The 26,603-nt window shown below is 57.5% G+C and carries 23 protein-coding genes; 12 read left to right on the top strand and 11 right to left on the bottom strand.

Annotation, left to right across the window (positions count from 1 at the left end; all coding sequences use genetic code 11):
* Positions 1-25 precede the first annotated feature (25 nt).
* From U2949_RS08620 to glmS, 4 genes are all read right to left on the bottom strand, one after another.
* A complete protein-coding gene (locus U2949_RS08620; protein WP_321287187.1) occupies positions 26-2,560 on the bottom strand; it encodes a TonB-dependent siderophore receptor in 2,535 nt (844 codons plus the stop codon).
* Between the two features lie 291 nt (positions 2,561-2,851).
* The gene (locus U2949_RS08625; protein ID WP_321287189.1) at positions 2,852-3,856 is read right to left on the bottom strand and encodes a FecR domain-containing protein; all 1,005 of its coding nucleotides are present in this window, start codon (positions 3,854-3,856) and stop codon (positions 2,852-2,854) included.
* Between the two features lie 5 nt (positions 3,857-3,861).
* Positions 3,862-4,431: a sigma-70 family RNA polymerase sigma factor gene (locus U2949_RS08630; protein WP_321287191.1), complete on the bottom strand. Its 570-nt coding sequence runs from the start codon at positions 4,429-4,431 to the stop codon at positions 3,862-3,864.
* 231 nt (positions 4,432-4,662) lie between these two features.
* Complete coding sequence (gene glmS, locus U2949_RS08635; protein WP_026483588.1) at positions 4,663-6,489, bottom strand: glutamine--fructose-6-phosphate transaminase (isomerizing); 1,827 nt, start codon at positions 6,487-6,489, stop codon at positions 4,663-4,665.
* A gap of 201 nt (positions 6,490-6,690) precedes the next feature.
* Here glmS and U2949_RS08640 point away from each other — a divergent pair, with 201 nt between their 5' ends.
* Complete coding sequence (locus tag U2949_RS08640) at positions 6,691-7,167, top strand: Lrp/AsnC family transcriptional regulator (RefSeq protein ID WP_051316277.1); 477 nt, start codon at positions 6,691-6,693, stop codon at positions 7,165-7,167.
* A gap of 201 nt (positions 7,168-7,368) precedes the next feature.
* Here U2949_RS08640 and U2949_RS08645 read toward each other — a convergent pair whose 3' ends face one another.
* The 4 genes from U2949_RS08645 to U2949_RS08660 all read right to left on the bottom strand — a co-directional run bounded on the left by U2949_RS08645 (position 7,369) and on the right by U2949_RS08660 (position 11,740).
* On the bottom strand, positions 7,369-8,487 hold the full coding sequence (locus U2949_RS08645) for a glycosyltransferase family 4 protein (protein ID WP_026483586.1): 1,119 nt from the start codon (positions 8,485-8,487) through the stop codon (positions 7,369-7,371).
* A gap of 108 nt (positions 8,488-8,595) precedes the next feature.
* Positions 8,596-9,966 carry a bifunctional UDP-N-acetylglucosamine diphosphorylase/glucosamine-1-phosphate N-acetyltransferase GlmU gene (glmU, locus tag U2949_RS08650; RefSeq protein ID WP_321287194.1) on the bottom strand — a complete coding sequence of 457 codons (1,371 nt, stop codon included), beginning with the start codon at positions 9,964-9,966 and terminating at the stop codon, positions 8,596-8,598.
* Between the two features lie 26 nt (positions 9,967-9,992).
* On the bottom strand, positions 9,993-10,868 hold the full coding sequence (locus U2949_RS08655; protein WP_321287196.1) for a PhaM family polyhydroxyalkanoate granule multifunctional regulatory protein: 876 nt from the start codon (positions 10,866-10,868) through the stop codon (positions 9,993-9,995).
* Between the two features lie 44 nt (positions 10,869-10,912).
* The gene (locus U2949_RS08660; protein WP_009457498.1) at positions 10,913-11,740 is read right to left on the bottom strand and encodes an NUDIX hydrolase; all 828 of its coding nucleotides are present in this window, start codon (positions 11,738-11,740) and stop codon (positions 10,913-10,915) included.
* 275 nt (positions 11,741-12,015) lie between these two features.
* Between U2949_RS08660 and coxB the strand changes: the two genes are divergently transcribed.
* From coxB to U2949_RS08685, 5 genes are all read left to right on the top strand, one after another.
* Complete coding sequence (gene coxB, locus U2949_RS08665) at positions 12,016-13,176, top strand: cytochrome c oxidase subunit II (RefSeq protein WP_026483582.1); 1,161 nt, start codon at positions 12,016-12,018, stop codon at positions 13,174-13,176.
* Between the two features lie 75 nt (positions 13,177-13,251).
* The gene (gene ctaD, locus U2949_RS08670; protein ID WP_009457496.1) at positions 13,252-14,859 is read left to right on the top strand and encodes a cytochrome c oxidase subunit I; all 1,608 of its coding nucleotides are present in this window, start codon (positions 13,252-13,254) and stop codon (positions 14,857-14,859) included.
* A 17-nt stretch (positions 14,860-14,876) separates the two neighbouring features.
* Positions 14,877-14,990: a cytochrome oxidase small assembly protein gene (locus U2949_RS08675; protein ID WP_009457495.1), complete on the top strand. Its 114-nt coding sequence runs from the start codon at positions 14,877-14,879 to the stop codon at positions 14,988-14,990.
* A 1-nt stretch (position 14,991) separates the two neighbouring features.
* A complete protein-coding gene (locus U2949_RS08680) occupies positions 14,992-15,216 on the top strand; it encodes a DUF2970 domain-containing protein (RefSeq protein WP_003805158.1) in 225 nt (74 codons plus the stop codon).
* Positions 15,217-15,266: 50 nt separating this feature from the next.
* Entirely contained in the window at positions 15,267-16,142 is an 876-nt protein-coding gene (locus U2949_RS08685) for a cytochrome c oxidase subunit 3 (protein WP_026483581.1), read from the top strand.
* A gap of 44 nt (positions 16,143-16,186) precedes the next feature.
* On the opposite strand, the gene U2949_RS08690 is transcribed toward U2949_RS08685, so the two are convergent.
* Positions 16,187-16,393, bottom strand: a complete 207-nt coding sequence (locus tag U2949_RS08690; protein ID WP_026483580.1) for a twin transmembrane helix small protein — start codon at positions 16,391-16,393, stop codon at positions 16,187-16,189.
* 28 nt (positions 16,394-16,421) lie between these two features.
* Between U2949_RS08690 and U2949_RS08695 the strand changes: the two genes are divergently transcribed.
* Genes U2949_RS08695 through cyoE form a run of 4 tightly spaced genes read left to right on the top strand, consistent with a single transcriptional unit; the run spans position 16,422 to position 19,745 of the window.
* Positions 16,422-17,204, top strand: coding sequence for an SURF1 family protein (locus tag U2949_RS08695; protein ID WP_257722890.1), 783 nt, complete (start codon positions 16,422-16,424; stop codon positions 17,202-17,204).
* 1 nt (position 17,205) lies between these two features.
* Entirely contained in the window at positions 17,206-17,835 is a 630-nt protein-coding gene (locus tag U2949_RS08700; RefSeq protein WP_321287201.1) for an SCO family protein, read from the top strand.
* Between the two features lie 4 nt (positions 17,836-17,839).
* On the top strand, positions 17,840-18,913 hold the full coding sequence (locus U2949_RS08705) for a COX15/CtaA family protein (RefSeq protein WP_022983661.1): 1,074 nt from the start codon (positions 17,840-17,842) through the stop codon (positions 18,911-18,913).
* A complete protein-coding gene (gene cyoE / locus U2949_RS08710) occupies positions 18,852-19,745 on the top strand; it encodes a heme o synthase (protein WP_042485530.1) in 894 nt (297 codons plus the stop codon). Before U2949_RS08705 ends, cyoE begins: the two co-directional genes overlap by 62 nt.
* A 43-nt stretch (positions 19,746-19,788) precedes the next feature.
* Here cyoE and U2949_RS08715 read toward each other — a convergent pair whose 3' ends face one another.
* Entirely contained in the window at positions 19,789-22,413 is a 2,625-nt protein-coding gene (locus U2949_RS08715; protein ID WP_022983663.1) for a cation:proton antiporter, read from the bottom strand.
* A gap of 283 nt (positions 22,414-22,696) precedes the next feature.
* On the opposite strand from U2949_RS08715, the gene U2949_RS08720 reads away from it, so the two are divergent.
* Together U2949_RS08720 and U2949_RS08725 are read left to right on the top strand one after the other, a co-directional pair.
* On the top strand, positions 22,697-23,134 hold the full coding sequence (locus U2949_RS08720; RefSeq protein WP_026483576.1) for a DUF2946 family protein: 438 nt from the start codon (positions 22,697-22,699) through the stop codon (positions 23,132-23,134).
* A 98-nt stretch (positions 23,135-23,232) separates the two neighbouring features.
* A complete protein-coding gene (locus tag U2949_RS08725; RefSeq protein ID WP_321287204.1) occupies positions 23,233-25,284 on the top strand; it encodes a TonB-dependent copper receptor in 2,052 nt (683 codons plus the stop codon).
* A gap of 250 nt (positions 25,285-25,534) precedes the next feature.
* Here the strand turns inward: U2949_RS08725 and rpoH are convergent, their stop codons facing one another.
* Entirely contained in the window at positions 25,535-26,431 is an 897-nt protein-coding gene (rpoH, locus tag U2949_RS08730; protein ID WP_321287206.1) for an RNA polymerase sigma factor RpoH, read from the bottom strand.
* Positions 26,432-26,603 lie beyond the last annotated feature (172 nt).

A 26,603-nucleotide genomic window follows, 5' to 3' on the forward strand; every position in this document is an offset into this window, starting at 1 on the left:
GGCTCGATAAAAGTGGGTGAAGGAATTACCACTGGTAATCAATGGACAGATGCACATTGCGCGGCGCGCCGTAACGTGCCCGGAAGATCACGAAGTTGTCGTAGTAGCGCTTGTCAAAGAGGTTATTGACGGTGAGCTTGGCATTCCAATGCTGGTTCACGCGGTAATTGGCGTGCAGGCCAACCAGGGCATAGCTGCTGTGGGTGTCTTCCAGCACCTTGCCATTGCTGGCGGTGTAAGGACGACCGGCCGTCCACAGATCACGCTTGCCAAACCAGTTCACGGTGGCACCGGCGCTCAGGCCCTGCAGTGCACCGGAGAATTGGTACATGGTGCCCAGACGGAAGGTTTGGCTTGGAATATAGGTGTTGATCCGCTCGCCTTCACCGTTCTTGGTGCTGGCGTAGCTATAGGAGGCAAACACGTTCCAGTTGTTGGTCAGCGCGCCGTTCAGCTCCACTTCAAAACCCTTGGTTTTATTGCCTGCACCCGAAGATACATAAGGGCGGCTGCCATCGGGCAAGAGGAAGTCATCCGGCACCGAAGGGTCCAGGACGGCCAGGTTGTTTTGACGGGTCTCGAAAGCAGCCAGGGAGAACTGCAGGGCCTCCTCCATCAAGCTGCCTTTCAGACCGATCTCACGGTTAACCCCGGTGATAGGATCCAGGAAATTCTCGTTGATGTCCTTGTAGCTTTGCGGCTGGAACAGACGGGTATAGCTGGCGTAAGCCGTCAGATTGGGGTTGATGTCGTACGTCACCCCAAAGTACGGCGTAATTTCATTGCGGTTGCGCAGCTCGTTGGACACACCGGTGAATTGGCCATCTTTACCGTAGTTGTCACGGTAGGTTTTATAGTCCGACAAGCGCAGGCCCATGATCACATTCAGCGGATCAATAATGTTCAAGCGCGTGCCTGCAAAAAAACCGTACTCGCGTGTGTGGACCCGGTTCCATTCACCCGTGCGGCTGACGCTGGGCTCGGGCATATAGCCGTCCCAGTCGTAAATATTGGGGATGAACCAGTTGCGGGTATCGCTGACCTGCATGGTGTACGTAGTGTCACGCTTGCGAGTGCCGTTAAAACCGAACATCAGCTGGTGCTCGCGGCCAAACAGCTCGAAAGGACCATTGGCCGACAACTCCAGGTTGTCCTGATGACGATAGCCGTTGGCGGCCAAGTTGGCGCGGATGCCAATACCGGATCCGTCCGGGCGAACCACCGGATTCACGCCCTGCCCCAGGCCTGTAATCAAGGCATCACCATCGTCACGCTGATGGCTGTAGCTGAGCTTGGCGTTCCACTTGTTTTCAAACTCGTGCTCGACCGAGAAGAAAGCGTTTTGATGCTTCTTGTCCCAGTAGGTCCAATCCGGCACCAGCGACATGGAACGCGACACGTCAATACGGTCGCCCTCGCTGGTGAACAAAGGCACGCCCATATTGCCTTCACCACGCAGCTTGGCGGTCTGGTAGTCGTAGCCCGCGGTCAGCAAGGTTCTGTCTGTCAGGTCAAATTCCAACATACCGGACAACAAATCGTTCTTGTGGTCCTGGCGATCCATGAAAGAATCCGCCTGCTTGCGCGAACCAATAACACGCATGCGTAAACGGCCATCGTCAGTGAGCGGGCCAGTCACATCTGCCGTCACACGCTTGTCGTTCCAGGAACCGTACTGAGCACTTAACTTGCCACCAAACTCGGCCTGAGGGCGTTTGCGGATCAGGTTGATCAAAGCGGAAGGCTCGCCCGTAGGAGACAGCAAGCCTGTCGCACCGCGCACCACTTCCACGCGGTCGTACAGATCCATATCCAGAGAAATGGGGTTGAACGCACCACGTCCGGCCGCCCGGTAGCTGCTTTGCACGCCATCTACCTGCACATTGCTGATATCAAAGCCACGAGCCTGAAACTGAAAGCCGCCACCCACCGCCGCCGTATTGGCCGTCACGCCGGTGGTGAAGTTCATCACATCATCAAAGCTGGTCAGGCCAAAATCATCCATTTGCTGACGCGTCATCACACTGACCGATTGCGGCGTGTGCTGCGTGTCCATATTCAATCGGGTGGCGGTGCTACTGGTGCCATTCAGTGTGTACAAGCCGGTGTCTTCAGTTGCGCGATTCAGGGTGCCTTTAACCTGCACAGGTTCCAGCTGAGTGGTTTCCGTGACCGGCCACAAGTTCACCGTATTGGCATCGCGCGAGTAGCGAATGCCCGTGCCTGCCAGCAGGGTATCCAAGGCCTGCGTCACGCTGTAATTGCCTTTCAGGCCCGCGCTTTGTTTGCCTTCGGCCACGCTGCCTGCGCCAACCAGATAGACCCCGCTTTCTTGCGAGAAACGCATCAGCACGCGGCTCAGGGGGCCGGCTGGAATGTCATAACGCTGGGTCTCGTCTGCCGTCGGGCTGTTTTGCGTGGCCGCCTGAGCAGGCTGGGTACTCACGACAAAGGCACTGCCGGCCATCAACACATACAGGGCCAAGGCCAGTGGACGCAAAGGGGCGCAATGCGATCCTGCATCCTTGGACAGGGAAAGGGGATCGGGGCGACGATGCATAAGGAGACATCCTTCAAAAACACGGGTCAGTCACAATAAAAACGATGAACCTGAACGATGTTCTTGCGTTGATGTTCAGTACTGAGCGGGCACTACGGCCCGCCTCCTGCTTCATTGGCCTCACGCCAATCAGGTCCTCTTACTGTCTAAAACCACCAAGTCTCCAAAACCCGGAACCTGCTTTTGCATTTTTTTCGGAATTCTTTGCCAGAAAACAGGCAAGCCTTTGAATTCAATCGGTTTTTATTTTTGTGATTTTTACGATGATTACTGCTGCAATGCCCTGTTCAATCAATCCAGAGCTTGTACATTCGTCCACCAGGGCATGGGCTGATCAATACGAATCGGCAATGCTGAAGCCAGCATTTTCAGCACACGGTCCGTGTCATGAATGGGGAAGCTGCCATAGACCTTCAGATCGGCCACGACATCATCTACACCTAGATAGCCTTTGCGGTAACGGCCCAATTCCTTGATCACGCTACGCAAGGCAATGTTGTCAGCCACCAGCACGCCTTGGGTCCAGGCTTCGCGCGCCTGATCGGCGTCCATGCTTTGCCGGATACGCTGCGCACTAAAGTGCACCTGCTTGCCCGCCTGTACCGTGGCGGTGTTTTGACCAGTGGCGGTAGACACCTGCACGGCCCCTTCGTAGACCGCCAGCTGCGTACAGTCCTTGTCCATACGCACATTGAATTGCGTGCCCAAGGCGCGCATATTGCCCTGCGGGGTTTGAACGGTAAAAGGTCTTTCCGTGTCGTCCTTGGCCGTCTGAATGAAGATCTCGCCGGAGATCAAAACAATATGGCGAGCCTGCACGGTGAACTGCACATCAATCGCAGAGGCGGTGTTCAGCCACAGCCGGGAGCCATCTGCCAGCACAATCTGGCTCTGCTCGCCGGTTTGTGTGGAATGGTCGGCGGCCAGGGCCAGAACACTGGATGGCAGCCAGGACTGACGCCAGCCCAGCCAACTTAGAACTCCGGTTCCTGCCAGCACAGCCACGCTGGCCAGAACGCGACGGCGCTGATGCAAACGCTCGTTGGCCGTGTGCAATTTCTCCACCACACGACGTGAGTCCGGCGCGGTACGCACTGGCTCGAAACTGCGGCTGACTTCCTCCACATATCGCCAGGCAGTGCTGTGCATCTCGTCCTGCTTGAGCCAGCTCTGCCAGGCAGAGCGCTGCGCCGCACTGGCTTTGCCATCGCGCAGGCAGGCATACCATTCGGCGGCTTGCATCAACACAGCATGGGGAGGCGTGGACGACGGAGAAAAGCTGGAACCGTGCTTCATGAGACTTAGTATTGGGGTTCCTGACGCAATTCGGCTACGGTCTGGCAGGCATGCAGGCTGATGCAGCCCAACATGGCTTGTGCCACGTACCTGCGCACCATGCGGCCGGAAATACCCATTTCCGCGCCGACCTCATCGTCTGTCATCTCGCAAATGACGGCCAGGGTAAAAGCCTTGGCCGCTTTGGGAGACAAGCTGCTAAGCATGACACTGATCTCTTCCAGAGCCTGCAAAATCATGGCCTGGCGTTCTGCCGAAGGGTAAAAGTTCTCGGGTGTAGCAGCCAGAATATCCAGCCAGGCCTGTTCAATTTCCTGACGTCGCCACAGATTGATGCACAGGTTTTGTGCCGTCTTGCGCAAGTAGGCGCGCGCCTCGCCAGGACTGGCAAATTGCCAGCGGGAACGGCTGCTTAACAAGCGTACAAAGGTGTCCTGCGCCAAGTCAGCCGCCTGGTCCGCGCCACCCAAACGGTGATGCAGCCAGCGCTGCAACCAACTATGGTGGTCGCAGTACAGTGACTCGACCGACTCGGCCGAATACACGCCTGACAAGGGAAGAACTGAAGATGACACGGGGGTACTCCGCACTACACATAATGAGAATCGTTATCAATTATATGGTGTGGGCTGCAAAATCCGCTAGCGGTGTGTATTTGGGACGACACATACACTGGCTTTCAGGCATGGTTCGCCCTCTTTCGCTGGGTTTATTTCTCTATAAGAACCACTCAAAAATTACCAAACGGCGAAGAATACAAAAAGAGCCGCTAAGCGGCTCTTTACGGTCGATATAGTCTGAAAGACTCATTCGACAGTCACACTCTTGGCCAGATTCCGTGGCTTATCCACGTCCGTGCCACGCGAGCAAGCGGTGTGATAGGCCAGCAATTGCAAGGTCACGGTGTGCAAGATGGGAGACAACTTGCCGTAGTGCTCTGGCATACGGATCACATGCACACGCTCGCTGCTGCCGATGCGGGTATCGGCGTCGGCAAACACGTACAGCTCCCCACCTCGTGCGTGGACTTCTTCGATATTAGATTTCAGCTTTTCCAGCAGTTCATCGCGTGGGGCGATAGTGACCACAGGCATGGCTTCGGTAACCAGGGCCAGAGGGCCGTGTTTCAGTTCACCAGCGGGATAGCCTTCAGCGTGGATGTAGCTGATTTCTTTCAGCTTCAACGCGCCTTCCATGGCGATGGGGTAATGCATGCCACGGCCCAGGAACAAGGCGTTTTCCTTGCTGGCAAAACGGTCGGCCCATGCCATGATCTGTGGCTCCAGAGCCAGCACGGCAGCGATAGCGGTAGGCAGATGGCGCAGGGCTTTCAGGTAGTCGCCTTCCTGCTCCTGATTCAGGTGACCTTTGACTTGAGCCAGTGCGATGGTCAGCAAGAATAAAGCGGTCAGTTGAGTGGTGAAGGCTTTGGTGGAAGCCACGCCAATTTCTACGCCAGCGCGGGTGATATAGGACAGCTTGCACTCACGCACCATGGCACTGGTGGCCACGTTGCAGATGGTCAGGGTCTGTTCCATGCCCAGGCTGCGGGCATGTTTCAAGGCGGCCAGAGTATCGGCGGTCTCGCCGGACTGGGAAATCGTCACCACCAAAGTGCGCGGGTTGGGCACGCTGTCGCGGTAGCGGTATTCGCTGGCAATTTCCACGTTGACGGGGATTTTGGCTAGGGACTCAATCCAGTAGCGGGCGGTCAGACCGGCGTAGTAGCTGGTGCCGCAAGCCAAAATCAGCACATTGTCGATGTCCTGAAAAACCTTGTAGGCCTGGTCGCCAAACAACTCGGGCGTGACGCTTTCAATGTCTTGCAAGGTATCGCCTACAGCGCGGGGCTGTTCGAAGATTTCCTTTTGCATGAAGTGGCGGTATGGGCCCAATTCAGCGGCTGCGGTGTGCAGATGTACGGTGTGTACCGGACGATCAACGGCGCGGCCATCCTTGTCCATGATCCACACATTATTGATCTGCAAATCAATCACATCACCGTCTTCCAGGTAGATGATTTGATCAGTCGTGCCGGCCAATGCCAAGGCATCCGAAGCCAGGAAGTTTTCGTTCTGACCCACACCCACAACCAGAGGCGAGCCATGGCGAGCACCCACTACACGGTGAGGCTCATCCTGACAGAACACGGCAATGGCGTAAGCCCCCGTCAAGCGACGAATGACCTGTTGCACGGCCTCGAACAGATCACCGTTGTACAGGTGGTCGATCAGGTGAGCGATCACTTCGGTGTCGGTTTGGCTCTCGAACACGTAGCCAATGCTTTGCAGCTCGGCGCGCAGTTCGTCGTGGTTTTCGATGATGCCGTTATGCACCAGGGCAATACGTGCTTTGCCCTTGCCGGAGAAATGCGGGTGTGCATTATGAGTAGCAGGCGCACCGTGCGTTGCCCAGCGCGTGTGAGCAATGCCGGTAAAGCCTTGCAGATGATCTGCCTTGACCTGTTCTTGCAGCTCGGCCACGCGCTGAGTACTGCGTGCCCGCAACAACTGGCCCTGCGCATGAACAGCAACACCGCAAGAATCGTAGCCCCGGTATTCCAGACGCTTCAAACCTTCCAGCAGCACGGGGACAATATCGCGTTGCGCTACCGCGCCAACAATTCCACACATAGCCAACTCCTGTTCATGGCCCTTTTCGGTGGGCCAACTAATCAATTCAATCCGCCTATTCTGATCTGAAACACGAAAAATATTATGTCTATTTTTTCTTCGAAATGAATTAAAATTTCATTTAATAAAGAATATGAAAGAAAAACAAAATTTATTTTATTTAACAGAATTTTATTTCATCATAGATAGATAAACATTGTCATGATTGAACTGGACGAGCTGGATTTACGCATTCTGGAGCAGCTGCAAAATGATGCTTCCATCAGCAATCAAGCGCTGGCTTTGCGCGTGCATGCCTCTCCCCCAACCTGCCTGCGGCGAGTACGTCGTTTAAGTGATCAAGGGGTAATTCGCAGGCAGGTTGCCTTGCTGGACCCGGAGCAACTGGGCCCCAGCTTGACGGCCATTGTGGAGATTACACTGGACCGTCAGGGTGAAGAATACCTGCAGCAATTCGAGCGTCTGATGGCCCCCGAAGCAGCGGTGACGCAATGCTATCGCGTCTCGACCGGGGTGGATTTCATTGTGATCTTGCAGGTCAGCGACATGACGGCGTATCACAAGCTGGCTCACTCTTTATTCACCAGTCAGGCGAATATCCGCAATATACGCAGTTTCTTCTCGATTCATCAGGCCAAGTTCGAGACGCGAGTTCCTTTACCTGCACCGAAGATATGAACCTGGCCAAGTCGTTGTGCCGGAACGCTATCGGCAATGAACAAGGCATGGGCTGTGGCTGTGGCTGCGGCTGCGGCTGTGGCTGTGGCTGTGGCTGTGGCTGTGGCTGTGGCTGTGGCTGTGGCAGGAATTAAAACACGCGTAAAAGCCAGCACAAGAGCAAAGAGTGAAACGCTCAGCAACCGAATAAAACAGCCGCGTTCAGGTTCGTACGCGCTGCTGTACCAGTTGCTGATACAGACGCAAGTAACGCTGCACCATGACAGCGGGGTCATGCTCCTGCTTCACCCAGCGATGCGCCAGCGCTGCCTGTTGCCGCGCTGCTGTCGGATTGCTCAAAGTCTCATCCAGAGCCTGTGCAATGGCTTGTGCATCCCCTACCGCGCATAACTTGCCACGGCCATTATCCAGCAGCTCACTCAAACCGCCCGCCATCGTGGCCGTAACGGGCACGCCGTACACGAACGCATCAAGAACGCTGGAGCCCAGGGCTTCATGCCGGGAACTCAAGACAAAGCCGTCCATCAAGCGATAAGCCTGTTCGGGGCGGGCTTCAAAACCAGCCAGCTTGTAGCAGTCTTCCAGCCCCAACTGCGCAATCAGTTCCTCTGCCGCCGAGGACTCGGAGCCAGGCGCACCGAAATGCAGAAACACAAAGTCCTGCCTACGCTGATACAGGGCGTGAACCGCGCGTATCAAAGTCTGGGGGTCTTTCTCGGACGTCAGTGCAGCCATCGTCCCCAGAACGTGCAAGCCCTGCGGATTCCAACGCAGCCGCAAGTGGTTCACATAAGCTTCATCCTGCTCGACGTACTCAATGGCACTAGGAATCACGTCTACGGAAAAACCCAGGCGACGCGGCTCTGCCGCTGCTGCCTGGCTGATCGCTACCAAACGATCCGCCTTGCGCCACTTCCAACGCGTGCGTCGTTCCTTGGAAGTCAAAGCGCTGTCTGGCTGCTGTCCGCTACGTTGCTCGACGCGTTTGCGGTCAATCGGAAAAGCCGTGCGACGCGTAAAGACCACCCGTTTTGGCAACCAGAAATGCAGCAAGGCCAGCCAGCTCATGCAGGACGCGGTTTGGGAATGGACGATATCAAAACCCCGGCCATGCACCAGTAAATAGCGCAGCGCGGCACCCACGGAGGCACATTCCACCACGCTCAAGCCCTGCTCTTTGGCACGCTTGGCCAGCTCTTCATCACGTCGAGCCAATAGACTGACCTGATGACCAGCCTGCTGCATCTGCTGGATGCTCAGCAAGGTTTGCCGCTCGCCACCGCGCCAGCCGCGCTCGAAATTAAGCTGCAGAATGCGCATGACGACGATCCAGAATCAGCCCATCCGGGCACTGTGTGCCACAAGAGCACGCAGCAATGCTCCCCTTGCGATGCAAAGGGAGGGATACCGAAGATGGGCTAACACACATCAAGATTTGCGAACCGGGCGCTTCCAGCCGGACACGCTGCGCTGGTCCGAACGCGACAAGGTCAGCTGATCATCCGGTGCATTGCGCACCAGGGTCGTACCCGCGCCAATCGTTGCGCCACGGCCTACTGTCACCGGAGCCACCAATTGGGTGTCCGAGCCGATGAAGGCATCGTCACCAATCACGGTGCGGAACTTGTTCACGCCGTCGTAATTGCAGGTGATGGTGCCTGCGCCAATGTTCACACGCTGCCCCACATCGGCATCACCGATATAGGCCAGGTGATTGGCTTTGGAACCTTCGCCCAGCTGGGTGTTCTTGATTTCCACGAAGTTGCCCACGTGGGTGTGATTGGCCAGAACAGCACCAGGACGCAGGCGAGCATAAGGGCCGACACGGGCTTCTTCACCAACCTGAGCTTGTTGCAGATGGCTGAAAGCTTCGATTTGCGTACCGGCACCAATCGTCACGTCACGCAGCACACTATGCGGGCCGACGCGCACACCGTCTTGCAACACGACCTTGCCTTCAAACACGCAACCCACATCAATGAACACATCACGGCCACACTCCAGTGTGCCGCGCAGATCAAAGCGGGCCGGGTCGGCCAAGGTCACGCCTTTTTCCAGCAGACGGCGAGCCTGTTCTGCTTGCCACAAACGCTCCAGCTCGGCCTGTTGAATGCGGCTGTTCACACCCAAAGTTTCCCAGCCAGCAGCCGGTTGAGCCGCTTGCACAGGCACGCCATCGGCAACCGCCAAGGCGATGATGTCGGTCAGGTAGTACTCGCCTTGCGCATTGTCGTTGGTGATGCGGGTCAACCAGTCTTTCAGACGGGCCGTAGGTGCAACCAGAATGCCGGTGTTCACTTCTTTCACGGCACGTTCGGCTTCGTTGGCATCTTTGTGCTCAACAATGCGTTGTACGGTGCCATCTGCACCGCGAATGATGCGTCCGTAGCCGGTGGAGTCCGCCAGTGTTTCGGTCAGCACGGCCACGCCTTGGCCGCGCGCTTGCAGCAAGCGGCGCAAGGTGTCAGCCTGGACCAGAGGGACGTCGCCATACAGAACCAGCGTGGCGTCATCTTCCTGGTCGCCACCGACCAGTTCAGGCACGGCCTGTTGCACTGCGTGGCCCGTACCATGCTGAGGTTGCTGCAAGGCAAAGGCCAGCTCGGCCTGTGCGAAGGTTTGCTGAACGCGCTCGGCGCCATGACCCACCACGACCACAACTTTTTCCGGCTCCAGTTCACGTGCGCTGTCGAGCACGTGGGCCAGCATGGATTTGCCGGCGATAGGATGCAGTACTTTGGGCAGGTCAGACTGCATACGCTTGCCCATGCCTGCTGCCAGAATCACGATATTAAGCATAAAAATTTACCTACTAGGTTGGTCGATCAGTTCTTTTTGGTACTGCTTTTGGTGCTGCGCGTGGCGGTCTTTTTAGCCGCCGTTTTGGTGGCCGCCTTGGCCGCGGTTTTAGCGGCTGCTTTCGCTGCCGTTCTTACCGGCTTGGCTGCTGCCGGAGCACTGGTCTTGGCCGAAGTCTGGGCATTGGCAGCTGCCGGTTTAGGGGTCTTAGTCGAGCCGGCTGCTTTAGCCTTGGTCGCCTGCTGGCGATAGTTTTCTACCTGCTGCATCGATGCGGCTGTGGCAGTCGCCATGGCATCAAATTGCTGTTGCAGCATGTTCCACCACGCTTGCGCAGCGGGATTGCCTGCACCGGCTTCCTGCTGAGCACCGGGCTGTTTATCTTTGGGGCCGTCCTGCTTGGCAGCCGCTTCGGGCTGTGGCGCAGCCTGTTGAGACTGTGGCGAGGGCTGAGCCGCTGCTGACTGGAATGCCGCATGCGCTGCCGCCTCCGGCTTGCTGGCCTGCGCCTTGGCACCTGCTGCACTATCTGCACCCGCTGCCATGGGATTGAAGGCCATAAAGGCTTCAAAGGGATTTTTCCCGCCCGCAGCCTGCGTACCTTGCTGTGCCATGGTCTTGATAGCCGCCAAGGTGGAGCGCTGAATCTCCAGACCCTGGATAGTCGTGCTTAGCATGGACAGGTTCAGCTGCAACCAGCTTTCCACGGCACGCAAGTCGCGAATACGACGATCCAGATCATCGGGGGACAAGCTGGGCATCATGCCCGAGCTCAAATCGCCCGCCCCGCCGCTGGCCATGTTTTTCCAGGCCTGCGCCATCATGTCCATGCTGCGCAGCAATGGATTGTTGCCGCCGCCCAGGGCATTGAAATCAGGTATACCAAAAGGATTCGGGTTCATGCGTAGCTCCCATCGGGTTGGTGCCTGCCCGGTGATTCCCAGGTTCAGGCCAGCTGTTCCAGATGCTGCTTGATGCTGTCGATCAGCACCACTTGCGCTTCCAGGGTGAACAAATCTGCTTCTATCATTTGCCAGGCTTCATCCAGCGTCAATAAGCGAAACTCACTAACCTCGCCGTCCATATTGCAGGGCCGCACATCGTCGGCCAACACACAATCGCTGACCAGGGCGTTCTCCACCTGATAGCCTTCCGGCAGGCGACGGTGCATGCGCAAGGACACGCGCAAGGGGGTGCAATTGTCCAGCACGGACTCGGCCAAACCCGCTTCTTCATAACTTTCGCGTATGAGGGAGGTATGCAGCGACTCACCGCTGACCGCCAGTCCACCGACCAGCGTGTCCCACATATTCGGGTCTGTCGATTTGGTGGGTGAACGACGTGCGGCCCAGATGCGGCCGTCTGTAGACCAGCCATTCAAATGCACCGCTTGCGTCAAAAAACCCAAAGGCCGCACTGCACCACGTTCAATTCGGGACAGGCATTGCCCTTCGCCGACCACGTCCAGCAACTCGTCACGCCAGGCCCGAATGCAACCGCCTTCCTGCAAACGCAAGGCGACCTGATCCAGGACCTGAGCCAGGCTCAATTCCTGGCTGGGGCAATCGCTCAGACGCAAGACATCTTCTTCAATCGAAACCCCAGGCAAAGGCTCAATACAGCGAGCGGCCTTGGGAGTGATCCATCCGGCAACGCGCCCATCAACAGTGACAGGACGGCTGCCCGGCGGGGGCAATTGTTGCAGCTGACTGGTCAAGCTGGCCATGCGCTGACGCAGGGCCTGAGTAAGTGATCGGTTCTGGAACAAAGTCATAGTCCGCGATTGTAATTCAAGCCTTGCCCCATTACGGCTTTTGTAGCGTTTAGTCCAACCTTGTCTTCTAGGGACATACCCTGCCCTTGAAGGCTAAAGCAAGTTCTATATAATTTCCGTGAACAGATAAGCTACTAAAAACTTCGAGCGGACCAGCACTTAGCTGCGACAAGCCCGCCACTGCAACACAGCAGTTTCTTCCAGCGTTGGATTTTTCGGAGCGTTGACGCAGCCGAACCCCGGTTTGGCATGGCAACACCAAAAGAGGGACAACAATGAAGATGTGGAGAAGTTTATTTGCTCTGACCGCCTGTTCGACGGCAGGGCCAAGCCTGGCTCAGATCACCCACATGGAGGGTGGTCCCCGTGTCAATCAGCTCAATTTGCATAACGGGGTTACCCCCATCGCCCAGGACATTGCCTGGCTGCATTGGATGATGCTGATCATCTGTACCATCATCTTTATTGGCGTGTTCGGCGTGATGTTCTATTCCATCATCCGGCACCGCAAGTCCAAGGGCGCGATTGCCGCCCGCTTTCACGAACATCTGGGTGTGGAAGTGGCCTGGACCATCATCCCTTTCCTGATCGTGATCGGCATGGCACTGCCTGCCACCAAAACCGTGGTGGCCATGAAGGACACCAGCAGCGCCGACCTGACCGTCAAGGTCACTGGCTATCAGTGGAAGTGGGGCTACGAATATCTGGACGGCCCGGCCACGGGTGTGAAATACCTGTCCAACCTGTCCACCCCGCGCGCCCAGATTGAAGGCCGCGAACCCATTGGTCCGAACTATCTGATGGAAGTGGACAAGCCACTGGTGGTGCCGGTTAACAAGAAAGTGCGCGTCATGCTGACGGCCGAGGACGTCATCCACTCCTGGATGGTGCCCGAGTTTGGCGTCAAGCAAGATGCCATCCCTGGCTTTTTGCGCGATACCTGGTTCCGTGCGGACAAGGTCGGCACCTACCGCGGCCAATGCGCCGAGCTGTGCGGCAAGGACCATGCCTACATGCCCATCGTGGTGCAAGTGATGGCGCAAGAAGACTACGACAAGTGGGCCCAGGAGCAGAACGACTTGATGACTGCCCAGGCCGATGATCCCAATAAAGAGTGGACCAAGGACGAGTTGACCGAGCGCGGCAAACAGATCTTTGCGCAAAACTGCGTGGCTTGCCACCAGGCCAATGGCAAAGGCATGCCCGGCACCTTCCCCGCTCTTGACGGCGATACGAAGTTCGTGCTCGCCCCCAAGAAAGGCCAGATCGACACGGTGTTGAATGGTCACCCTGGCACCGCGATGGCTGCTTTCCGCAATCAGCTGACAGATGTGCAGATTGCCGCGGTCATTACCTACACACGCAACGCCTGGGGCAACGCTGGCAAAGGGCCTGACCCTGTCGTGATGCCCGCCGACGTCAAGGAACAGCGCTAAGTCTGCGCTCGCCGCCTATCACACTATCAATCTATCCCTGACTACGGCCAGGGGGAGTGCAGCAAGGAGTCAAGCATGAGTAGCGTCACCGTCGACCATGTAGCGAACCCGAGCGGACATGATGATCACCATCATGCCCATGCCACCCCTAGCGGCTGGCGTCGCTGGTTGTTCGCCACCAATCACAAAGATATCGGGACCATGTACCTGATCTTCTCCTTTGTGATGTTGCTGGAGGGCGGCGTGCTGGCTTTGCTGCTGCGTACCGAACTGTTCCAGCCGGGTCTGCAGTTTTTCCGGCCCGAGCTGTTCAACCAGTTCACCACCATGCACGGCCTGATCATGATTTTCGGCGCGATCATGCCGGCCTTTGTGGGCTTTGCCAACTGGATGATTCCGCTACAGATTGGCGCATCGGACATGGCCTTTGCCCGCATGAACAACTTCAGCTTCTGGCTGCTGCCCGTGGGCGCAATTCTGTTTACCGCGTCCTTCTTTGTGCCTGGCGGCGCGCCTGCCGGTGGCTGGACCATGTACGCCCCGCTGTCCTTGCAAATGGGACCGGGCATGGACTTCACGATTTTCGCGGTCCACATTCTGGGCGCGTCCTCCATCATGGGGGCCATCAATATTGTGGTGACGGTATTGAACATGCGCGCGCCTGGCATGACGCTGATGAAAATGCCGCTGTTTTGCTGGACCTGGCTGATTACCGCTTACCTGCTGATTGCCGTGATGCCCGTGCTGGCCGCTGCCGTGACCATGCTGCTGACAGACCGTCACTTTGGCACCCACTTCTTTAACGCTGCCGGTGGTGGTGACCCGGTTCTGTACCAGCACATCTTCTGGTTCTTTGGACACCCCGAGGTCTACATCATGATCTTGCCGGCCTTTGGCATTGTCTCTGCCATCGTGCCTGCCTTCTCGCGCAAAGCCCTGTTTGGTTATGCCTCCATGGTGTACGCCACCGCCGCTATCGCGATTCTGTCCTTCCTGGTATGGGCCCACCACATGTTCTCCACGGGGATGCCGGTAACCGGGCAGTTGTATTTCATGTATGCCACCATGCTGATCTCCATTCCGACCGGGGTAAAGATCTTCAACTGGGTAGCCACCATGTGGCGCGGTTCGCTGTCCTTTGAAACGCCCATGCTGTTTTCCATCGGCTTTATCTTCGTGTTCACGATTGGCGGCTTTACCGGCCTGATCCTGGCCGTGGCCCCGATCGATATTGCGGTACACGACACCTATTACGTGGTGGCTCACTTCCACTATGTGCTGGTGGCCGGATCGCTGTTTGCCTTGTTTGGCGGTGCCTACTACTGGCTGCCCAAATGGACCGGCCGCATGTACAACGAGCGTCTGGGCAAGATCCACTTCTGGTCCACCATGATCTCGTTCAACGTGACCTTCTTCCCCATGCACTTTCTGGGCCTGGCGGGCATGCCACGTCGTTATGTGGACTACGCTGGTCAGTTCACGGACTTCCACCAGATTGCCACCATTGGCGCCTTCTGGTTCGGCCTGTCGCAATTGCTGCTGATCTACATCGTGATCCAGGCCGCACGCGGCAAGGGCGAAGTGGCCAGTGCCAAGCCGTGGGAAGGTGCCGAAGGCCTGGAATGGACTGTTCCATCGCCCGCTCCGCACCACACGTTTGAAGTACCCCCTGTCGTCAAGTAACACTGGAGGAACGCCGTATGACCCCCGAACAACGCCGTCGCAACCGCCGTCTGGGATTGCTCCTGGCCGTGTTCGTCATTGCCGTCATGGCCTGGACCTTTCTAAAAGGCAGTCAATTTTTAGGACAGTGATATGGATGACGATTTTCGGGACCTCACACGGCGCAAGCTCAGTTTTTTCCAGACATTGAAAGCCATTGCCTGGGGATTTTTTGGAGTCCGTCGTGGCCGCGACCATGAGCAGGACATTGCCAAGATCAATCCGGTCTATCTGATTATTGCCGCCTTGATCGCCACGGTTGTTTTCGTTGTGGGCCTGATTATGGTGGCCCGCTGGTTCATTGGTCAGGCCAGCTGAACCCTGGCCGGATACTGCGCCCCAGGGCACATGACCCGAAGGAGAACACTATGCATGTCGAGACTACGGCTCACCCGTCCAAGGCGCCGTATTACTACGTCCCCGGCTTGTCGGGGCATCCGGTACGCGCCAGCATTTCCCTGTGCCTGACGCTGTTGGGTGCGGCTACCTGGATCAATAACTGGCCGGGCGGCTTCTGGGTGTTTCTGGTCGGGATTCTCAGCTTCTTGCTGGTGCTGTTCTTCTGGTTCAGCGACGCCGTGCGCGAGTCTGAAACGGGTCTGAACAGCACGCGTGTCGATATCTCCTATCGCTGGAGCATGTCGTGGTTCATCTTTTCCGAAGTCATGTTTTTTGCGGCCTTTTTCGGGGCACTTTGGTATACCCGCGAAATTGCCACGCCGCTATTAAGCGACCTGGATCACCGCGCCCTGCTCTGGCCTGACTTCACCGGCACCTGGCCGAATCAAGGCCCGGCGGGCACTGTTGCCCCCTTCCAGACCGTAGGCCCGCTGTGGCTGCCTACGATCAACACGGCCTTGCTGCTGACCTCGGGCGTCACCCTGACCATTGCTCACCACGCGCTGCGAGCCAGCAAGCGTAGTAGCGCGATTTTCTGGCTGTTCATGACGGTTGCGCTGGGCTTCGCCTTTGTGGCCTGTCAGGCTTACGAATACATGCACGCCTATGCCGAACTGAACCTGAAGTTCACTTCCGGCGCTTACGGGGCCTTGTTCTATATGTTGACGGGCTTTCACGGTTTTCACGTGATTATCGGTGCCACCATGCTGACGGTGATGCTGATACGGCTGATGCGCGGGCACTTTACCGCCGAGCACCACTTTGGTTTTGAAGGGGCCGCCTGGTACTGGCACTTTGTGGACGTGGTGTGGCTGGGCTTGTATCTGTACGTGTACTGGTTCTAGCGATTCATGCTCCAGGCCCGTGTCTTCGGGCCTGGATTTTTCCTTCAAGCCAAAGGCACACCAGTGCTTTCAATCCAACCCAGATGATGGGCCAGCAACACAAACAGAAACAGGGCCACGGATAAGCCCACTCGCCAAGTCAGCGCATAGGCCATGCGATTGGAATTACCCCGGTCACGCATCAAATACACCAGGGCCGAACCCAGCGAAACAATAATCCCCAGAAACACGATCAGGACTAGCACACGCATTACGTCTCCCCCGCTTCAGGTTGAATTGATGTCCAGCAACAATCCTCGTTCTTCTTCGACTCGATCCCTGCTTGCCCTGGTTTGTCTGGGTTTGCTGATACTGCTGTTCATTAGCCTGGGACGCTGGCAACTGAGCCGCGCGCAGGAACGTCAAAGCCTGGCACAACAAATAGAACAAGGCCGCCAGCAAGCTCCCCTTCATATTGATTCCCAGGCCAGCCTGGATAAAGGTGCCTTGTGGCAGTCTGTCGCGGTGCACGGCTCCTGGCGCAGTGAGTTAACTGTACTCCTGGATAATCGCAATTTCAAAGGTAAGCCGGGCTACTGGATTGCCACCCCTTTTGTGCTGGATGAGGGCGATTTGGCGGGCTCCAGCCTGCTCGTACTACGAGGTTGGTTGGCTCGCGTACCGGGGCAACCCCCTAGTGTTCCGGCTGCACCATCCGGCCACCAGACCATTTCCGGCGAGTTGATGGAGCGCGTGCCGCGTCTGTTTGAGCTGGGCAGCAGCCCCTTGCCTGCACACTTGCCTGACCCGTCGGGCACGCCCCCTGTCGTGCAGAACCTGGCCCTGGAAGATCTGCGCAGCCGCATTGATCTGCCTGTGCTGCCGCGCGTGCTGGCCCAGACAGCTCCCACCTCGGAGTTGCAAACCAATTGGCCAGACCCGAATATCGACTTTGAAAAGAACCGTGGCTACGCACTGCAATGGTTCGGTTTTGCCCTGATTGCCCTGTGTGCCTGGATCGGTGTAGCGTGGAAATGGCTGCGACGCTCCAGGCTCAACTCTGCCCCTACAAGGAAAACCTGACGTGGACACGACTCAACCCCCTACCCGCCCGCGTTCCATGACTCCGCTGTATCTGCTGCTGGCGATCAGTCTGGCACCCGTGCTGTTTGCACTGGCCGCCTACTACATGCCTTCATTGGGACTGCGGCCAGACGAGAGCAATGCCTACGGTCAATTGATTGAGCCTCAACGCAGCGTGCCTGAACCTGCCGCACTTCCCCTGCGCAATCTCCAAGGCGAAGCTTTTGATCTGCAATCGCTGCGAGGTCGCTGGGTGCTGGTCAGCGCCGATGAAAGCGCCTGCCCCGAAAGCTGCGTGCGCAAGCTATTCATTCTGCGCAACTCCCACGCCAGCCAAGGCAAGAACGTGGAACGCCTGGCACGCGTCTGGTTTGTGACTGACCAGGGCCAGCCTTCAGAGCAAATTCTGGAGGCCTATCAAGGTACCCATATGCTGCGTGCGGACCCGCGCCAGTTGGCCGAATTCCTGGCCCCTGAAGCCGCTGGCAAGGGCCCTGAACAAGCTGTCAAAAATGGCATGTGGATCATCGACCCCAATGGCAATTTGATGATGCTGTTCCCCGAGGATGCCGACCCGCTCAAGGTTCGCACCGACATTCGCAAACTGCTGAACAACTCACGTATCGGATAAGCTCATGGCCGATATACGCCAACGCTACCGCAAGCTGGTTTACCTGACCTGGTTCCTGACCCTGGACCTGATCATGTTCGGCGCGTTTGTGCGTCTGACAGATTCGGGCCTGGGTTGCCCGGACTGGCCCGGTTGCTATGGCAAGCTTACGCCGCTGGGCGCGGGCGCACATATCGAACAAGCCTATCAAGCCATGCCCTATGGCCCAGTCAGCTGGGGCAAGGCCTGGATTGAAATGATCCACCGCTACGTGGGCGCGGCTTTGGGCATGCTGATCATTGCCATTGTCTGGATGGCATGGCGGCACCGCCATACGCTGGGGCATTCGGCCCGGCTGGCGGCTTTCACCTTACTGGCTGTGTGCGTGCAAGGGGCCTTTGGTGCCTGGACCGTCACCCACAAGCTGATGCCCATTATTGTCACCACCCACTTGCTGGGCGGCATGAGCGTGCTGGCCTTGATGACCTGGCTGGCCGTACGCGAGAACCCCGGACCGCCAGTCTCACCTGTAACCCGCCGCTGGCGACCCTGGCTGATCGGGGCCTTTATCCTGCTGACGATTCAGATTGGTCTGGGTGGCTGGGTCAGCACCAACTACGCGGCGCTGGCCTGCATGGACTTCCCGCAATGCCACGGCCAATGGATACCCGAGATGGATCTGCACGGCGGATTCTCGCTGTTCCGCGCGCTGGGCGAGCTGCCTTCCGGTGAAATGATTTCCCAGGCCGCGCTGACCGCCATCCATTGGGTTCACCGCAATATGGCCTTTCTGGTGTTTCTGGTTCTGGGTTCCGTTGCGTGGAAATTACGCGCCGACCCCATCTTGCGCCGCCCCGCAACTTTGGTGCTTTTGCTGCTGCTGGCCCAGCTCATCACGGGGTTAACCACGATCTTTTTCCAATGGCCTCTTTTGATTGCCGTCCTGCATAATGGGGGAGCTGCCGGTCTCGTTTTATGCTGCGTCACCCTGTTGGTACGGCTTTCCCGCAAGTCGACTGTCCCCCAAGGAATACAGTATGACAAACACCGCTACCCTGGCTCCCGCCTCGCTCCTGCGCCAGTATCTGGTACTGACTAAACCCAGAGTCACCCAGCTGGCTGTTTTCTGTGCCGTTATCGGCATGTTTCTGGCTGCTCCCGGCCTGCCCGATCCGGGCACCGTGGTCGCGGGCACGCTGGGCATATGGATGCTGGCGGCTGCCGCCTTTGCCATCAACTGCCTGATCGAAAGCCAGATTGATGCCCGCATGTTGCGTACCGCTCGGCGCGGTACGGCACGCGGCACCATTACCCCGCCGCAAGTCCTGGCCATGTCCGGTTTGCTGGGCGGCATGGGCATGCTGGTGCTGTATTACTGGGTGAATCCGCTGACCATGTGGCTGACCTTGGCCACCTTCATTGGTTATGCGGTGATCTATACCGTGATCCTCAAACCCCTGACCCCACAGAACATCGTGATCGGTGGTTTGTCCGGTGCCATGCCCCCTGCCCTGGGCTGGGCCGCCATTGCCAATGCCGTACCGGCTGAAGCCTGGCTGCTGGTGCTGATCATCTTCATCTGGACGCCCCCGCACTTCTGGGCATTGGCGCTCTACCGTCAGCACGACTACCAGCGCTCCGGCCTGCCCATGCTGCCCGTCACCCACGGCAAAACCTTTACGACGCTGCATGTGCTGCTCTACAGCTACATCCTGATGGCTTCCAGCCTGCTGCCCTTCATCATCCGCATGAGTGGTGTGCTGTATCTAGTAGCTGCGATCTTGCTGGGCGCACGTTTCATTCAATACGCCCACCAACTGCACCGCAACTACAGTGATGAACTGTCTCGCAAGCTGTTCCGCTTTTCCATTATTTATCTGGCGGTCTTGTTTGGGGCATTGCTGCTGGATCACTGGGTGCGCTTGATCTGATCACGCCCAATAAAAAAGCGAGCCATGATCGGCTCGCTTTTTTTTATGCCTGTCCCTCGGGGGGCTGCGCCTGTCGTACCCAGTCCGGGGGTAAAGGCGGGCCGACAAAGCTTTCTGCCTCGCTCAAGGCATGAGCCAAACCAAACAGCGGTGGCAGTTCCTCATGTTGGCGTTGGCCGGACTCGAACTCTTGCCACACTTGATACGCTCGTTGGCGCTGTCGCACCACGGCCTCGATCTTTTCACTGAAGATGGGATCTTTGCCGCGCAAGGTATCGAAATCACGCTCGGTCAGCATCAGCAAGCGGCTATAGCCCAGGGAGCGCACTTCACCAACGTGGTCGCTATGTTCCACGACATTGACTTCACCAATCGTTTGCCCTGTCCCCAGCTCCACCAGACTGCCATCAGGCAAAGTCAGTTCCAGCGCCCCGGACGCCACAAAGAACATGACACGCATGCCCCCATAACGCAGATGAATTTTCTGGTCTGGCAGCGCCAGACGTGGGCGCAAGCGCCGCGCCAGCTCTTTCTTGGCTTGCTCGGAAATGCCATCGAACATGGGCACCTGGGCAATCAGTTCCATGGCGCTCATGGTCATGTCCAGAGTGGGACGCTCGTCCAGATAGCGCCAGCGTTGTGTGATCTGCTTGACCAGATCAGCGTACATCTCGCTGGTAATCAGAGAGTGGGACAACATGGTGCGGTAGTGGGCGCGTTCTTGCGAAGCGGCGACGCGCGCCAAATAGGACTCTTGCAGCCACTGCGCAAACACCGGGTATTGCAGCGTCAAGGAATGCAAGGCATCTTCCAGCTGGGACAGACGCAACTTGTGAGCCTGCACAATCGTGCCCGTTGCCTGTTGGCCCAATAAGGGGGCCAATTCGGTTTCGGCAAAACGTATCAAACGCTGGGCCACAGACCGCTTGGCGATCAGGTTCGAGAAGCGCTTGTCCAGTTCCCGCACCAGCCAGCCCTGCAAGCCAAACAGATAGTGCAAGCGCAAGGCGGAGCGGAAACCTCGGGAGTAACGCAGATCATTGGCAATGGCGGCCTCAAAACCGGCCAAACCAGCAAGACGCACCGTATCGTTCATGCGTTCGGCCCGGCTCAATAAGGACTCGGCGGTTTTCCAATCCACAATCTGCGATTTCAGCAGCTCGTAAAACAGCTCCACCTCGCGGGCCGACAGAATCGCCATCCCCATTTTTACTTTCTGTGCTTCGGTCAGGCTTTGGATCTGACCGGATGCCACACCGGCCTGACTGGCATCGAACACCGTACACAGGCGCTCGATGACCTGTGGCTTGATCTGCTCTTGCCGACCCAGTTCCTCAGTCTTGTCGCGCAGCTCTTCCAAAGCCAGGCTCACCGCCTGATCGCGCAAATGGCGTTCCAGCGGGGTCAGTTGATTCAGGCCCAAACGGCGAATCAAGGGGCGCAAACTGATCCCATTCACAAACAGGGTCAGCAACACAAAACCCGTGGTGGCCACGCCGATGAACTGGCGCACATCATGCGGAATGGCGTGCTGTTCCGTAACGGCCAAGGCCAGTGCCAGGGAAACAGCGCCGCGCAGGCCCCCCCACAGAATTACCACCCGATAGGGGCGACTGACTCGAGTGCCAAAGCGGGTGCGCCCCAGCAAGGGGAGCACGGCAAACACCATGACAGCCCGTGCCAGCAAGGTCACTACAAACAGCAAGGCCACCAGGCCAATCTGCATCCAGGTGATTTCAGCCATCAGGCGCGGAATCAGCATGGCGGCAAACAGGAAGATCAGGGAGTTGGCCAGAAAACCCATCTGGGTCCAGGAGCTGCTCAAAAGCTCGAAGGTCGCAGGCGACATGCGGGTGCGACCTGTGGAGCCCACCACCAAACCGGAAATGACCGTGGCGACCACACCGGATACGCCCAGATAGTGCTCGGACACAAAAAAGGCCAGGTACGCCAAGGCAATGGTCAGCGTGACTTCAGCAGCCGGCCAACCGCGCAAGAGCACGAACAGGCCGCTGGCCAGACGACCCATCAAGAAACCCGCGACACCACCGCCCAGAAAACTGAACAGGAAGCTGCCCAACACCTTGCTGCCACTTAATTCCCCACCCCCCGTCAAGACTGCCAACAGCACGGAGTACAAGGCAATGGAAGCCGCATCGTTAAACAGAGCCTCGCCTTCCACCAAGGTAGACAAGCGTTTGGGTGCGCCCACTTCACGGAAAATGCCCACCACGGCCACAGGGTCTGTCGTGGCCACAATCGCGCCCAACATCAAACAGACCACCAGACCATAAGACGAAGCCGCATTCAAGGCGTAGCCAACGGCAAAGGTACAGACCACTACGGCCACGATGGCCATCATCAAGATGGCGCCGATATCGTCGAGCAGGCGGCGCAAGTTCATGGCCAGCGAAGTCTCGAACAGCAGGATGGGCAGGAAAGCGTAGAGAAAGGTCTCGGAGGAGATGTCAAAGGCCTGCAAGGTATCCAGGAAGTCCGACACCATCTTGGGCGCCCAGGCATGCAGGTGTAGCAAAATACCCAGCGCAAAGCCGATCAAGGCCAGAAGTACGGAGTACGGCAGTCGCAAGCGTCCAGCCAAAGGCGGCATAAAGGCAACCAGCCCCAGCAGGCCTGCCAACCCAAAAACAAACTGCCCAATCTGCATCGCGACATCCTTTGTCATCGGCATTGAGTCGATCGGCATGTACATACGCATTCAGGCATGGGCAGGCCAGATCGGCACGGAAAATCCCCCCGCTTTCCGCATGAATCAGAATAGCGCCTTTTTCCGGACACACAGCCGCCGAATTATCTTTTTCTCGCAAAATTTACGTTTTTTGGCCTATGGACCCGCATTCAGAAACACAAATGGACGGTGATACGGCGGCAAGCCAAAATCTGCGCCAGCGCAAGTTCACGTCTGACATAACTCGTTATACTTTCGCATCATGAATTTCCCGCGCACCTTCCTCGCTGCGACTCACTGGCCCCATCGTCTGGGCCTGTGCTTGTTGTTGCTGGCTGTAGTGCTGCGCGGCATGGTCCCTGCGGGCTATATGCCCAAGCAGACAGATCAGGGGTATGCGCTGGCCTTCTGTCTACCTTCTGGACAAAGCCTGCCCCCTGAAATGATTCAGCACTGGGCGGCCTTGTTAGGCGAGGACACCACGTCCCATTCGGACGAAGCCACCACCAGCGCCACCTGTCCGTTCTGCGTCATGCTGCAAGCCGCATTGACGCCCGCGCCGATTGCTATCGTCACGCCTTTGAGCCTGGGCCAGTTCCGGCCCTTGCTGCTTCCCCCTCTTAGCCCCGCTCTGGCGCAGGCCTTTATTCGTGGCCCGCCCGTGGGGCAACGCGCCCCGCCCTCTCTTCTTCCTGTCTGATTCCCCGCGTTCGGCTCTGCCGCCACGCCTTTTCTCCTTTGTTGCTATCGCCCAAGCGGGTTTGCCGCTGGACGACGGCTGCTCTTCGGAATTTAGTCATGAAGAAATTAATAAACCCCGGCCTGATCAGCGCCGGTGTGCTGGCCTGCGTGCCTTCTATTGCCCTGGCCCAATCCACCGTTATTGAACAACTCAGCCCTATCGTAGTGACCGGAGTGGCTCCTGAATCCCCTTTGCAGTTCAGCACCAACCCCAAACTGCCCCGCCTGCCCTTGCCTGCCAGCGACGGCACGGACTACTTGAAAACCATTCCTGGCTTTGCGGCCATTCGTAATGGCGGCAGCAACGGGGACCCGGTGCTGCGCGGCATGTTTGGCTCGCGTCTGAATGTGCTGACCAATGGCAGCTCCATGCCCGGTGCCTGCCCGTCACGCATGGATGCGCCGACCTCCTACATTTCGCCCCAATCCTTTGATGAACTGACCATCATCAAGGGCCCTCAAAGCGTGCGCTGGGGCCCGGGTGCTTCTGCCGGAACGGTACGCTTCGAGCGCAAAGCGCCCGGCTTTACCGAGAACGATGCCACGCTGGACGCCAGTATTCTGGGCGGCTCGGCGGGTCGTCACGCAGGCAATGTGGACTTTGCGGCTGGCAATGCCTCTTACTATGCCCGCCTGACTGCCAATCAAGATCGCGCGCAGGACTACAAGGACGGAGATGGCGAACGTGTGCCCTCGCGCTGGAAGAAATGGAATACGGACGTCGCCATTGGCCTGACACCGGATGCCGATACCTTGCTGGAACTCAGTGCAGGCACAGGTGACGGCTATGCCCGCTATGCTGGTCGTGGCATGGATGGCACAAAATTCAAGCGTGAAACCCTGGGTCTGCGTTTCAAGAAGGATATGCCCGAAGGCGTGCTGCGCAATGTAGAGGCTCAGCTCTACTACAACTACGCCGATCACGTGATGGACAACTACGGGCTGCGCACCTTCAAACCGGGTGGTGGCATGTCCATGCCTATGGCCTCCAATGTGGACCGCCTGACCTGGGGTGGCCGTCTAAGCATGGATTGGGCCTTGAGCGAGGACCTGACCTTAACCACGGGTGCTGATTTGATGCGCAGCCGCCATCGCAAACGCAGTGGCATGGGCATGCAGGACTACCGCGATCAGGATTGGGTGAAAGATGCCGAGTTCGACAATATTGGCCTGTTCACCGAAGCCCGTTGGGATTTGAACGACGCCAGCCGTTTGATTGGTGGTGCACGTCTGGATTGGGCCAGCGCCCGTGACCTGCGCCCCAGCCTGGGCAGCGGCATGATGAGCAAGCCCAACCCCGGCGCGAACGAGCGCCGTAAGGAAACCCTGCCCAGTGCTTTCCTGCGTATCGAGCATGATCTGGATTCCCTGCCCTTGAGCCTGTACGCCGGTATTGGCCATGTCCAACGCATGCCGGACTACTGGGAGCTGATTTCCCCAGCCAGCGGCCCGCAAGGTAGCGCCAGTGCCTTCCTGGGTATTCAGCCTGAAAAGACCACACAGCTGGATTTTGGTGCTCAGTACAAGGATGAAACGGTCTCGGCCTGGGCCTCTGCCTATATTGGCCAGACTCAGGATTACATCCTGTTCGACTACCTGCCCGGTGGCATGATGGGTATGAAAACCCAGGCCAGAAACGTCAAGGCCCGCATCATGGGCGGCGAATTGGGTGCGGACTGGAAAGCGACGCCCAACTGGACCTTGGGCGGCAGCCTGGCCTATGCCTGGGGCCGCAACAATACGGATGGCCGCGCCCTGCCGCAAATGCCCCCGCTGGATGTGCGTCTGACAGCGGATTATGTGCAAGGCCCCTGGTCCGCAGGCGGTGTCTGGCGCATTGTGGCCAAGCAAAATCGCTATTCACAGGGACAAGGAAATGTGGTGGGTTACGACTTCGGGCCTACAGGTGGCTTCAGCACCCTGTCGCTGTATGGGGGCTACAAGATCAATCGCAATCTGTCGCTGACTGCCGGTGTGGATAATGTGTTCGACAAGACTTACGGCGAACACCTGAATCTGGCCGGGAACAGTGGTTTTGGTTTTGGCGCAGCAAGCCGCTTTAATGACCCTGGCCGCACCGTCTGGCTACGTGCCGCTTTGACCTTCTAATTGTATTTGCCTGCCGAGTCAGCCCGACCCGGCAAGCAAAAAACTGAAAAATCAGGGCAAAAAAAAGGGACACCTAGCTGGTGTCCCGTAAACATCCGCTTCAAAAGGGAGGGGAAGAGGAGAAGCCGAAGCGGATGCGCAAATGCCGAATTGCATAGGTGGCAAAAATCAGCAAATGTATTGTTTAGTCCGCGAAAATCAGCTTAAGTTCTTCGGATTCCCCCGAAAAGTTGTAACTCTTTAAAACGACTTAAGCCGCAGGCGCCAAGGCGATGCGCAGCTTCTTGAATGCAGCCACTTCAATCTGACGGATACGCTCTGCCGACACGCCGAATTCGGCGGCCAGATCGTGCAAGGTGGCACCGCCATCGTCCTGCAACCAGCGGGCGCGCACAATGCGCTGCGAACGCTCGTCCAGCGTATCGATCGCTTCTTCCAGGCCGCTGCCTTCCAGCATATCCTGGGCACGACGCTCCAGCACACGTGTGGGCTCCTCGTGTCCTTCATCGGACAGGTAGGAGATAGGCGCGAAATTGTCATCGTCGTCGTTGGCCGGGGCTTCCAGGGCCATATCGTGACCGGACAGACGCACTTCCATCTCGCTGACGTCCTGAGGACGCACATCGAGTTCACGTGCAATCGCGTCTACCTGAGCCGTATCCAGCGTTTGTCCGTCCGGACGCATGCGGCGCAGATTGAAAAACAGTTTGCGCTGGGCCTTGGTAGTGGCCACTTTCACCATGCGCCAGTTGCGCACGACATATTCGTGGATCTCGGCCTTGATCCAGTGCACGGCAAAGGACACCAGACGTACACCGCGATCAGGGTCAAAGCGTTTGACGGCCTTCATCAGGCCCACGTTACCTTCCTGAATCAGGTCGGCATGCGGCAAGCCGTAACCCAGGTACTGGCGGGCAATGGAGACCACCAGACGCAGGTGCGACAAAATCAGTTCACGCGCAGCATCCAGGTCATCCTGGTCGCGCAGGCGCTGACCCAGCTCGGTTTCGCGTTCGGCGCTGAGCATGGGCAGGCGGTTAACAGCAGAAATATACGCTTCGATCGTCCCCAGTGCGCCTGGATTAGACACGGCGGCGACGAGTTCATTACCAGACGCCAGGGCCAAAGCGTTCGCTTGTTGTGTCATGGAAAATCCTTCAAAAGTCAGCCGGCGAGAGCACTAAACAAGGCTCTCAAACCGCAGAAAACGTATTTCAACAATCATTGAGTTTAGCACTCGATGGTCTGGAGTGCTAAAAATTTCGAGTACAGGAATAAGAGCGTCGCAGCAAGAAAAAGTTCACTACTTGAGGGAAAAC

This window comes from Alcaligenes phenolicus, from assembly GCF_032063905.1.
Classification (GTDB): domain Bacteria; phylum Pseudomonadota; class Gammaproteobacteria; order Burkholderiales; family Burkholderiaceae_B; genus Alcaligenes; species Alcaligenes phenolicus.